Raw genomic sequence first — 12,484 nt, 5'->3', positions numbered from 1 at the left:
ATTTTCTACTTTCACAAACTTGTCAGTTCCAGAAAGTGCTTTTAAAAGTAATAAACCATTACTTAGATTTTAAGATTAATCATGATCATTCTTGTACAATTTAGGCATCTAAAAATACAATCATAACCATTGATAATTGACAATAGATGAAGTAGTAAATTCCCAATTCGGGAATATAGTTAAAAGCTTACCATTGGGAAGACTGAAATTGATAATTTTTAACAGTAGATTCTACAGGGATTGGTACTAATTGCACAGCACAGGCTTTTAATTCTGGTTGCAGGGAAACAGGACAGGCTTCTGAATGAGTAAGAGTGTTAGCTTCTGCATCATCTGCCCATAGCTTACCCCAGTGCATAGGAACAAAGACAGTACCGGGAGAAATAGCTTTTGTGACTTTAGCAGGAAACTTAGTTTTACCACGACGCGATCGCACTTCTAACCACTGATTATCAACAATACCTAAAGCAGCAGCATCACGGGGATGAATCTCGATAAATGGTTGCGGGTGCAGTTTGCGAATTTTCTCAATTCTGCCGGTGCGTGTTTGTGTATGCCAATGACCATACAATCTACCAGTAGTTAATATAAAAGGATAATTATCATCAGGTGGTTCAGCAAGTCCTCTTGAATAATATGCACCAAACTGGGCGCGTCCATCATTTGTGTGAAAGCGTAAATTAGTATATAGGCGCTTAATTTCTGAATTACTACCTTGTGGATAAGGCCAATGAGTTGGACCTTGTGCGGCTAAAAACCCATGACTTAAACCCGACATATCACAAGGACGCTGACGAGTTAATTGAACAAATTCAGCATAAACTTCCGCAGAATTATTAAAAGTAAACTTATCAGTAAAACCTAATCTTTTTCCTACTTCCGCGAAGATTTCCCAATCAGGTTTTGCTTCTCTTGGTGGTTCCCGAAAAGCCGAACATAGAGTTACCCTTCTTTCCGAATTAGTCATAATCCCAGTTTTTTCACCCCACTGCGCCGCAGGTAATAAAACATGAGCATAAGCTGATGTTTCTGTTGGGTAATAAGCATCTTGATAAATAGTAAAAGGAGATTTTAATAACGCCTTTTTCGTTCTTTCCAAATCTGGCATACTCACAGCCGGATTAGTCGCAGCAATCCATAATAAACCTACATTTCCAGTTTCCAAACCAGTGATCATTTCCCAAGCAGTTAAACCAGGAACAGGGGAAATTTGTCCTTTTTCTAAACCCCAAAAATCCTCAACTTCCGCCCGATGTTGGGCATTTTTTACCAACCGATAACCCGGTAGCAAATGGGATAAACCTCCCGCTTCTCTGCCACCCATAGCATTAGGTTGACCAGTCAAAGAAAAAGGACCTGCACCAGGTTTACCGATTTGTCCCGTCATTAAATGTAAATTAATAATAGTTCTAACTTTAGCCGTACCTTCAGAAGATTGATTAACACCCATTGACCATAAAGAAAGTACAGATTTAGATTTTCCCCAATATTTAGCAGCCGTTTCTAAATCTTCAATACTAATACCACAACGACTCGCCACTACCTCCGGCGAATAATGCCGAATTACCTCAGCATAAGCCGGAAAATTGCTAGTACAATCATCAATAAAAGCTAGATCAACATAATTCCATTTCATTAATAAATAGGCAATACCATTTAACAAATCAATATCTGTACCTGGACGAATAGCTAAATGTAAATCTGCTGCTTCGGCTGTTGGGGTACGCCGAGGGTCAACCACAACCATTTTAACATGGCGATTTTTTTTATGATATTTTGCTAACCGATTAAAAATAATGGGATGACATTCCGCCGTATTTGTACCAATTAAAAAAGCACAATCAGTTAATTCTAAATCATCGTAACAGCAAGGAGGCCCATCAGCACCAAAACTTTGAATGTACCCAGATACCGCACTAGACATACACAACCGGGAATTAGCATCGAAATTATTAGTTCCTAAACAACCTTTGAGTAACTTTTGAGCAATATAATAATCTTCAGTTTGAAATTGTCCAGAACCATACATACAGATAGAATCTGTGGCTTGATTCAAGCGCAATGTTTGAATCCGTTGGGTAATAATATCAAAGGCTTCATTCCAACTCACACGCCGAAATTCTGCATCTAACGAATCGCGTACCATTGGATGATGCAATCTACTTTTATCCAAAGATTCAGCAATAGTTGCACCTTTAACACATACCATTCCTTGACTAGAAGGATGAGATTTATCACCCCTAACTCGCCAAATAGGAATTCCTTCACTATCTCGATTTGTGGCTTTTCCATATTGGGCTGGTGCAGAAACTTCTAAACCGCAACCAACACCGCAATAAGGACAAAGTGTTTTTGTGAATTCATTCATGATATTTATGGGATTTCACACTATTGTGCAAAATTTTTTATGAGAAACGAACCGCAGAGGACTCAGAGATAATTTCATAAGAGGAGAAATATTTTTAATTTCTGGTTTTTTGTATTCTTGCCTTTGCGTCTCTGCGCCTTTGCGTGAGATATTTATTTTTCTGCTATTAAAATCGGTTGAGGATTAATTATTTCGGCTTCATTTTCTTTATCAGATACAAATGGTTCTTTGGGGACTTTTCCCAATTACGTATTATGCCAATTACTCATCAACATGAGCGCAGCGACGATAGAGGAAGTCTAAGGTATAGTTTCGTAGGTTGTAATATTCTGGATTTTCCATAATTCGGCGACGGTTACGAGGACGAGAAAAGGGTATTTCTAATATTTCGCCAATATTTGCTGCTGGTCCATTTGTCATCATCACTAATTTATCTGCGAGGAAAAGTGCTTCATCAATATCATGGGTGATCATCAAAACTGTGATTTGATGTTCTGACCAAATTTGCAGGAGTTCTTCTTGTAATTCTTCTTTTGTGATGGCATCTAAAGCACCGAATGGTTCATCTAAAATCAGGAGTTGGGGACGGATGGCTAAGGCACGGGCTATAGCTACTCTTTGTTTCATTCCTCCAGATATTTGACTGGGTTTCTTTTGGGCTGCTTCTGTTAGTCCTACCATTGCTAAATGTTCTCTGACTATTGCCCGTTTTTCCGATTTGCTTTTGTGAGGAAATACGGAATCAACACCTAAATAAACATTATCAAAAACATTTAACCAAGGTAGTAAACAATAGTTTTGAAATACCATCATTCGGTCTGGACCGGGTTCAGTTATGGGTTGACCTTGTAACCACACGACCCCGTTGGTAGGTTTATTAAATCCAGAAACCATGTTGAGCAGTGTTGATTTTCCACAGCCGGAATGGCCAATTAAACAAATAAATTCACCTTCACTAACTTTGAGATTAATGTCATCTAGGACGGTGTATGATCCTTTATCAGTGGGGTAAATTTTGTTGACACCATCAATTACTAAGAAGTCTTCCTTTTTCTGGGTTTGTAACTGTTGAGTTTTGTTATTATAGTTTACTGTTGTCATGATATTTTTGGTAATAGGGAATGGATAATTGGTAATAACAATTGAGAATTGACAACTGATACCATTTCTTTATGAGGCTACGCTTAATTTTGTAACCTTATCTTTTTCTTCTCTGTGTCCTCTGCGCCTCTGCGGTTCGTTCCTTTTTAAATTTGGCGCATCTTTATACAGAATTGGTATGACTAGATAAATACTTCTTCTACTCGAAGCTGGCGTTTAATTTCCAAACTTTTTAGATATTCTATTGGTTCAGAAGGATTAAAGACTTTGCCATCAAATAATTGAATTATTTCTTCCCTGCCAATATCTAAAATGCCTCTTTCTCGTGCGGCTGCACCAAATATATCTGGACGGCAAACTCTGTCAATGACTTCTACCCAGTTTTTAGGGAAAGCTACTACACCCCAACGGGCTAATTGAGTTAAAATCCATAGCATTTCATGACGATCCGGATAGTTGGCTTTGTTGAAATAAAACTGATGGGAAGTTTGGGGTTGGTTGTGATTACCATGCTTGTAATTGTCTATTAAACCTGGAGGAAGATGAAGGGAATTACTGCCAAGATAGTCAGGTTGAGAAATTAATTTGAGAACTTCTTCCCGGTTGCGAATATCGTCGCAATATTCACAAGCTGCTAATAGGGCTTTGACTAATGCTAGATGTGTTTGGGGATTTTCCAGCGCCCAATTTTCTCTTACTCCTAATACTTTGTCTGGATGTCCATGCCAAAGTTCTGAGGTGATAGCAATAATAAAACCCAAATTCTGATCAACTGCGTGAGAGTTCCAAGGTTCACCGACACAGTAACCATCAATTTTTGCTTCTTGGAGGGCAGTTACCATCTCTTGTGGTGGAATTACCATCAAACTAACATCTACATCAGGTTTAATTCCACTTGCTGCTAACCAATAGCGCAATAATAGGTTTTGCATGGATGCGGGATGGACAATTCCCAAAGTATGGGTTTTGTCTAAGTCAGCCTTAATAATGGCTTGAAAGTCTGTTAAGTTTCTGACTCCAGCGTTGAATAATTCTTGGCTGAAAGTAATGGCGCTACCGTTGCGAGAAAGGGTCATGGCTGTTACCATTGACACCGGATTTTTACCTCCTGCACCTAATGTCAGGGCTAGGGGCATACCTGCAACCATCTGGGCGGCATCAAGTCTACCAGTTACTACACCTTTCCCTATGTCTTTCCAGCTAGTTTCGCTGTTTAGGTTGACTTCTAAACCATATTTGGCAAAGAAACCTTTTTCTTTTGCAATTATTAAGGGTGCAGCTTGAGTCAGGGGAATATAGCCAATTTCCAAATGAACTTTTTCTAAGTTGTTGTTAGAAATAATAGCAGGTGCAGTAGGTTGTTTCTGGCGTTTTTTTGCTTTTTTTTGTTGATTGAGAAAGTAAATTATTTCGTTCCGTAAGTTATAGTAAAAAGGATTGTTAACTACTTCTAAACGGTGACGGGGACGGGGAATAGGTACTTCGATAATTTGGCCAATGTGTGCTTCTGGTCCATTGGTCAACATCACAATGCGATCGCTTAATAATAATGCCTCATCAACATCATGGGTCACCATCACACAGGTAATTCTGTGTTGATTACATATTGTCATTAATTGTGCTTGTAAATTGCCCCTTGTCAATGCATCCAAAGCACCAAAAGGTTCATCTAACAATAATAACTTGGGACGGGTAGCTAAGGCACGAGCGATCGCAACTCGCTGTTTCATTCCCCCGGATAATTCACTAGGACGCTTATTAGTTGCCCGTCGTAAACCCACCATATCAATATGTTCTTCTATTATTCCCCGACGTTCTCCTTTAGGTAGATTTTGATGGACTTCATCTACAGCCAAGGCGATGTTTTCCCTTACAGTTAGCCAAGGAAGTAAGGAGTAATTTTGAAAAACCACCATTCTATCAGGACCTGGTTCTCTCACTTCCCGACCTGCCAAAGTTACACCACCAATACTAGCTTGATCTAAGCCAGCAATAATATTTAGTAAGGTGGATTTACCACAACCAGAATGTCCAATTAAAGAAACAAATTCACCTTCAGAAATTTTTAATTCAATATTTTTTAAAGCAATATATTTACCACCATTGGGGAGGTCAAATATTCGGTCTACATGGTCAATCTCTAAAAAAGTATTCATGATGAATGGTAATGGATAATTGGCAATCTCAGAAATTACGACGAACTAAGAATTATTTTTGTTCTGTTGTGACAACTTTATTAGCAACAAAAGCCACCATTCTATCTAAAACTAATCCCACTAAACCGACATATACCAAGGCGATAATAATCTCGCTCATATTAGTTTCGGTAGTTGTGTTATAGGCATCCCAAATAAACGAACCAATACCCACACCACCAACTAACATTTCCGCCGCGACAATTGCCAACCAAGATAAACCTATGCCAATCCTTAACCCGGTAAAAATATAAGGAACAGTTGCCGGAAACACAATCTTCAAGAAATAACTGCTCTTCTGCAAACGCAAAACACGAGCGACATTTACATAATCTTGAGGAATATTCTGCACGCCCACAGTTGTATTAATCACAATCGGCCAAATCGAAGTAATAAAAATCACGAAAATTGCCGAAGGATTAGCTTGTTGGAAAGCCGCTAAAGAAATTGGTAACCAAGCTAAGGGAGGGATAGTTCTTAATACCTGAAAAATCGGATCTACAGCATTATAAAGAAAAGTATTAGAACCAATTAATATTCCTAAAACAACCCCGACAACTGCTGCTAGAGAAAAACCTAAAGCAACCCGTCCTAAACTTGTCAATATTTGCCAGCCTAAACCCTTATCACTGTCACCATTATCGAAAAAAGGATGGATAACAAAAGGGTCCCAAGTTTCCCGAATTGTTTCTATCGGTCCAGGTAATTGAAAACTAGGAATTAAACAAAGTAGTTCCCACAACATCAGAAAAATAAATAATCCAAACAGCGGCGGTATAACCTTGTTAATCAAAAACTTATTAATTACCTTCTGCTGTTTACTACTAACCCTACGACTTCCAACAATAGCAGCCATTTATTTCTCCTCAGTAAGAATCTCTTTTCCTTCTCTTCTTTGCACCTGGAGCGTCTTTGCGTGAGCCTCAAAAATCTAATTAATTTACTAAATTTTCTTGGGTTACACTTTTGCTCAACCCAAATTTAAATCACACCTTCTTAATTTGCAAACTCTTTAAATATTCCTCTGGTTTTTCAGGGTCAAATTTAACCCCATCAAAAAATGTTTCCACACCGCGAGAAGAACTTGCTGGAATTTCCGCAGCAGCCACACCCAAAGCCTTAGCAGCTTGTTTCCATATATCTTCTCTATTGACCTGATCAACAATTTCCTTCACTTTTGTATCTTTAGGTAAATAACCCCAACGAATTTCTTCAGTTAAGAACCAAGTATCATGACTTTTATAGGGATAAGAAGCATTATCTTCCCAATATTTCATGCGATATACAAAGTTTTGCTCTTTGCGTCCATCACCATAATCAATATTACCTTTAGCCCGTTCTAAAATATCAGCTACGGCGACATTAAAGTATTTCCTATCAGCGCAGATTTTACACATTTCTTCTTTGTTTTCTGCCTGATCACACCATTGTTGTGCTTCCATAATTGCCATTAATAATGCTTGTGTAGCATTGGGATTTTTATCAACCCAATCTTGACGCATAGCAAAGGCTTTTTCTGGATGGTTATTCCATAGTTCACCTGTAGATAAAGCTGTATAACCTAATTTTTGACTTACCAATTGAGCATTCCAAGGTTCTCCTACACAAAAAGCATCAACAGTTCCAACTTTCATATTTGCTACCATTTGTGGTGGTGGTACTGCTTGCAAAATTACATCTTGATCAGGATTAATACCCCCTGCTGCTAACCAATAGCGCATCCATAAATCATGAGTACCACCGGGAAAAGTCATAGCAACTTTTATAGATTTTTTATCGGCTTTGGCTTTATTTACAGACTCTTTTAGTAATTTACTTTGTAAACCAACTTTCAAATCTTTGAATTTTTCAGCAACTGAAATCGCTTGACCATTGATATTTAACCGCGCCAAAAGATACATTGGCACTTTATCATTCATGGTCAACAGATAGGGCATAGGGGTAAGAATATGTGCGCCATCAATACCACCACCAGATGAGCCAATTTTTAAGTTATCGCGGGTGACTGGCCAGGATTTTTGTTTGCTGACTTCTACATCAGTCATACCATATTTAGTAAAGAAACCTTTTTCTTTAGCAATAATTAAAGGTGCGGAATCTGTTAAAGCAATAAATCCTAATTTGGCTGTGGTTGTTTCAACTTTTGGGGCATTACTAACTTTGGAATTATTAGCTAGTTTGCTATTGGAAGAAGCACTATCTGTTTTTACTGAATCAGAGTTACTAGATGAACAGCCGTGCGCCAAGATAGAAGTTACGGTTGCTACACTTGAGGTAATAATAAATTTTCTGCGAGAAATATTGCTCATGGGAAACTCTTGATTAATTTTAATTTGGGTTTGCAGTTATCTCTGGATTTTGGCGATTAAATTAATTTAACGAGGAATCAAAGCCTGTTACTTAAGTTTTGCACCAAATTTATGAATAAGTAAATCTCTTAATATGGGTTGTAAGTCTTTGCAGGGAATACTTTTTTTAACACAAGTTCCTAAATGTGCATCTTTTCCGACTGTTCCACCCATATAAATATCTACACCTTCTAACATTTGTCCATTGTTACGCACTTTAGTTCCCATTAAGCCAATATCTGCTACTTGGGGCTGTCCACAGGAGTTAGGGCATCCTGTCCAATGAATTCGCACAGGACGTGATAAAGTTAGTTCAGATTCCAATGATTTTATCATTGCTAAGGCACGATTTTTGGTTTCTATCAAGGCAAAGTTACAAAATTGTGCGCCTGTACATGATACTAGCGATCGCATTAATAAGCCAGGATTAACTGAAAATTTCTCTAATACTGATTCTGTGAAAAATGCTGTTAAACTGGAATCAGGAATATTTGGGATAATGATATTTTGTTCAACGGTAAACCGGATTTCTCCACTTCCATAAACTTCAGACAATCGGGCAATTTCAAACATATCATCAGCAGACAATCTTCCCACGGGAATATTTAAACCTGCGTAGTTAAATCCAGATTGTTTTTGTTTATATATGCCCACATGATCCCGTTTTTCCCAGTCAATTTGATCTTTATCTACTGCGGGTAATAATGATTGACCAAAACGTTTTTCTACTTCGGCGCGGAATTTTTCTATCCCCCATTCATCAAGTAGCCACATTAGCCGGGCTTTTAGTCTATTTGCGCGTAAGCCATGATCTCGGAATATCTCGACAATGACTTTGGATAATAATACAACTTGGGCGGGCAATACCCAAACATTCAGAGGAATAGCTGCTTCACAACGTTTGGCGGAAAATAAACCACCGACAATGACGTTAAAACCAAAGATGGGGACTTGATCTTCGTTTCCCCAAAAAGCGGGAATAAAGGCTAAATCATTAATTTCTGCGTGAACTGAATTATCTCTTCCTCCAGTAATTGCAATATTAAATTTTCGGGGAAGATTGCTAAATTCTGGATTACCTTCACCATTATTAGTCAGCATATCTTGGATTTGCTGGACTAATTCTCTGGTATCATAAAACTCATCCGCATCCAAACCCGCGACAGGATCACCTGTAATATTACGGACGTTATCCATCCCCGATTGGATAGTAGTCAATCCGACTTTGTGAAATTTATTAAAGATATCGGGAATATCTGCCAAATTGATCCCGCGTAGTTGTATATTCTGTCTGGTGGTAATATCAGCGCTGCCATTTTCACCGTAACGCTGTACCACTTCTGCGAAAGTAGACATTTGATTGCTGTTGAGAATGCCGTTGGGTAGACGCATTCGCATCATGAATTTACCGGGAGTGACTGGACGGAAAAATACACCTAACCATTTTAGGCGATGGTTGAGGTCGTTTTCGTCCATTGCTTCCCAACCGATTTGGGCAAAATTCTCTATTTCGTTTTTAACTGCGAGTCCGTCTTTTTCGGCTTTGAATTTCTCGAATTTATTGAGTTTGTCTGTGGTAGTTGCTGTTTCTATCATTATGCTTTTTTTGGGGAAACAGGACTGAATTAACTGTGTATCCGTGTTCTTATCGGTTTTGTACTTGCCACTTTGGGGAAATAACTGATAGTAGTTTCCCGGTTGGTGGTGTAACAGTTGCGATGTTGTTAAGTTAGTGTAATTTTTGATGACAGTTCGTATAGTAGGTTACTAAATTTGAGTAATCATGCAAAAATCGGATATAAATATTGCGGTTATTGCATAAATTATTTTAATACACGAATACGAATTTATATAGATAGAAGCGATAATGGTGGTATGGTTTTTCGCATAGGTAGTCTATTTATTTTAGGTAGTGATTCGGATCACTACCAACTCTTGTAGGATGAGCAATATCCATGATATATATAAAGGATTAAAATTCATAAGATTATCTTACTTTAGAAGTCTGGCTCTTGCGTCACTTTTATGGAGAATTAATACTAAAGTGCCAGTTTAATAAACTACGTAATCTAAAATTACTAAAGTTACGAAATCCATATCCAAGTCTTTTGATTAATTTGAGTTTATTATTAATTCCTTCTACAGTACCACTGGTAGTTCTATCGTCAAAATAACCTACGACTTCACCAAACCATCTAATTATTGTTCCTATACTTTTGGGAAAATACTTCATTCCATCATGCATCCAATCTAATAAATTTATTATGTTTTCACCCCAAGGCTTAGTAGATTCAAATATGTCTCGAAACTCTTCTTTGAGGGCGTGCATTTTTGCCAGAATAGGGGAAACTTCTTGAACATTATCTAATCTTTCTTTTTGTTGTTCATTCAAGGAATCTTCATTTTTTATTAAGCTATATTTGCTTTTATTTAATCCTGCTAATATTCGATCTTTCTCTGATTTATTATCTAAAGACATAGCGGCTCTCTTTTCAGATTTACGCATAGCATCTAACTCATCATTTACTTGTTTCATTACATGAAATCTATCAGCAGTTATATTTGCATTTGGCATTAATTCTTCTACTAAACTTTTATAAGGAGACCACAGATCCATACTCACTTCAACTATTTGTTCCAGTACCTGAGATCCCCATTTCACAATAACTTCACGTATTTCTTCTATTCTTCTTGACTTCACTAACTCAATTGGTTTACGAGTATCTAAATCTACTAATACTGCTAAATAATTTCCTTGACCTTTCACTAAAGCAATTTCATCTATGCCTAACCTTTTTACCTCACTTAAATTAATATTTAATATTTGTGATGCTTGTGCTTTTAACATTGATTCAACTTCTTCGTCGCTCAAGTCATTTCTTTTGGCAACACTATGAATATTACTATCTAATACTTGTTTCACTATATCTATGGCTAATCTTTTAGTATATCCTTTACTTTTATCTACAAAATTTAGATTTTCACTAAAGACCTTTTTACACTTCTTACATTTAAATTGACGGCGATTTATTTTTAACAATACTGGTTTTTCACTCCAAAATAAATCATGAATCATCCGCCAATGATTTTGATGTATACTATAGGTAGTTTTTGCACAGTTCGGGCAATTAGAATAGTTGACAGCTTTCTCTATTGTTATAATTATTTCTTCCCCTTCGATTTCTTGAAAATCTAACACTTTCATCTCTGGCAGATTGAGAATTTGATCTACGCTAAATTTCATAACTATCCCTAAAACTTTTGTATTTGATAATTATGATTATACTCTTATGCTAATTCACTTGTATCTAAAAGTTTGCAAACCTTTACAGAGATAGAGTTTTCAGCTTTTATGATTTAAATTTATCAGCATTAAATTTTAGTGATCTTAGTTTTTACCATAAAAGTGACGCAAGAGCCGATATTGCAATAAATCAAGAGAAGCAATATCTTCTATATATTCACCATCTTCAAGTAGCTCATAAGTTTGTTTAGCTTTTCCTTTCGTAGCATAGTTGTCAATAAAATCAGTTTGATCAATTTCTTGATAAATTTTGTCAGCAATTCTAATTTGCGAATCGTATAATGTATGCAAAATCAAAGTAACATCATTACCTTGCAAGCCAACTTTAGAAACGGAAATTTCATCATTTTCTATAATTCTAGCAGGGATTTTTACCTGACAAATATTTCCAGACCTCAAAGCAACTTTTTGAATGCCACCTCTTTTAGCAATTTCGTAAGGTATAAATACGTGATATTTTTCATTAATGATATCATCATTAGCACTAGCAATTTCTGGATATATCAAATCTTTAGTCAGATAAACCATAATACCCGAAGCCATCAGATTTAAAAACATCCGACGGTTTATATGATAGCTACCGTCTTTTACAGCCTCTTTGGCTGCACGTTCAGATTTTTTAGCAACGCCCCCAAACAACCACCCCATCATATCTTCGCATCCTTTAACAGCACAATAGAAAATAGATACGATTATAAATATAACACGCATCTTTAAGTGTGTCTAGGAATGTCAAATATTTTTTTGATTAAGTATTAAATATATAATTATAGACTTTTAAAGTATCTTATGACACAATCCATTACTCTGATATTAACACTGGAGTAATGAATAGACATCACAAAACTAAAAAATGCTACAATTACTCCTTCCGAGTCTCTGACTGGGAATACCTACCAGGAGAATCCCAGAATACAGGCTACTTTACCCGATTTTGTGCTGATAGAAGAAATGGGTAATTGGTTTTACCTGTTACCTATTATCATTCACCAACAATTGATAAAATACGATTATAAAGAGAGGGACTAACCCAAAATTTAGCTGTATTAGACATCTCCAAAAAAGATTGTAGAGACGTTCCATGGAACGTCTCTACAGGGTTTTCAGGTCAAGTATCTTTAATTTTTGGAGATGTCTATTGATTAAATCATCAAGAACAGGTTTAACT

At 36.8% G+C, this 12,484-nt stretch carries 8 protein-coding genes; all 8 read right to left on the bottom strand.

Annotated features, from left to right (window positions below; translation table 11 throughout):
* Positions 1–187 precede the first annotated feature (187 nt).
* Positions 188–2,368 (bottom strand): molybdopterin oxidoreductase family protein, encoded by a 2,181-nt coding sequence (locus tag IQ228_RS10650; protein ID WP_193962830.1) that lies wholly within the window; start codon positions 2,366–2,368, stop codon positions 188–190.
* A gap of 261 nt (positions 2,369–2,629) precedes the next feature.
* On the bottom strand, positions 2,630–3,469 hold the full coding sequence (locus tag IQ228_RS10645; RefSeq protein ID WP_027400667.1) for a nitrate ABC transporter ATP-binding protein: 840 nt from the start codon (positions 3,467–3,469) through the stop codon (positions 2,630–2,632).
* A gap of 182 nt (positions 3,470–3,651) precedes the next feature.
* Positions 3,652–5,625, bottom strand: a complete 1,974-nt coding sequence (locus IQ228_RS10640) for a nitrate ABC transporter ATP-binding protein (protein WP_193962829.1) — start codon at positions 5,623–5,625, stop codon at positions 3,652–3,654.
* A 52-nt stretch (positions 5,626–5,677) separates the two neighbouring features.
* Positions 5,678–6,520 (bottom strand): nitrate ABC transporter permease, encoded by an 843-nt coding sequence (ntrB, locus tag IQ228_RS10635; RefSeq protein WP_027400665.1) that lies wholly within the window; start codon positions 6,518–6,520, stop codon positions 5,678–5,680.
* Positions 6,521–6,650: 130 nt separating this feature from the next.
* Positions 6,651–7,973, bottom strand: a complete 1,323-nt coding sequence (locus IQ228_RS10630) for a CmpA/NrtA family ABC transporter substrate-binding protein (RefSeq protein WP_193962828.1) — start codon at positions 7,971–7,973, stop codon at positions 6,651–6,653.
* A gap of 87 nt (positions 7,974–8,060) precedes the next feature.
* The gene (locus IQ228_RS10625) at positions 8,061–9,608 is read right to left on the bottom strand and encodes a ferredoxin--nitrite reductase (protein WP_027400663.1); all 1,548 of its coding nucleotides are present in this window, start codon (positions 9,606–9,608) and stop codon (positions 8,061–8,063) included.
* A 427-nt stretch (positions 9,609–10,035) separates the two neighbouring features.
* Positions 10,036–11,256, bottom strand: a complete 1,221-nt coding sequence (locus tag IQ228_RS10620) for an ISL3 family transposase (RefSeq protein ID WP_027400610.1) — start codon at positions 11,254–11,256, stop codon at positions 10,036–10,038.
* Positions 11,257–11,400: 144 nt separating this feature from the next.
* Positions 11,401–11,967 carry a hypothetical protein gene (locus IQ228_RS10615; protein WP_193962827.1) on the bottom strand — a complete coding sequence of 189 codons (567 nt, stop codon included), beginning with the start codon at positions 11,965–11,967 and terminating at the stop codon, positions 11,401–11,403.
* Positions 11,968–12,484: the final 517 nt, after the last annotated feature.

This window comes from Dolichospermum sp. LEGE 00246, assembly GCF_015207865.1.
Lineage (GTDB): Bacteria > Cyanobacteriota > Cyanobacteriia > Cyanobacteriales > Nostocaceae > Dolichospermum > Dolichospermum heterosporum.
This window is presented reverse-complemented; position numbering and strand designations above follow the sequence as displayed.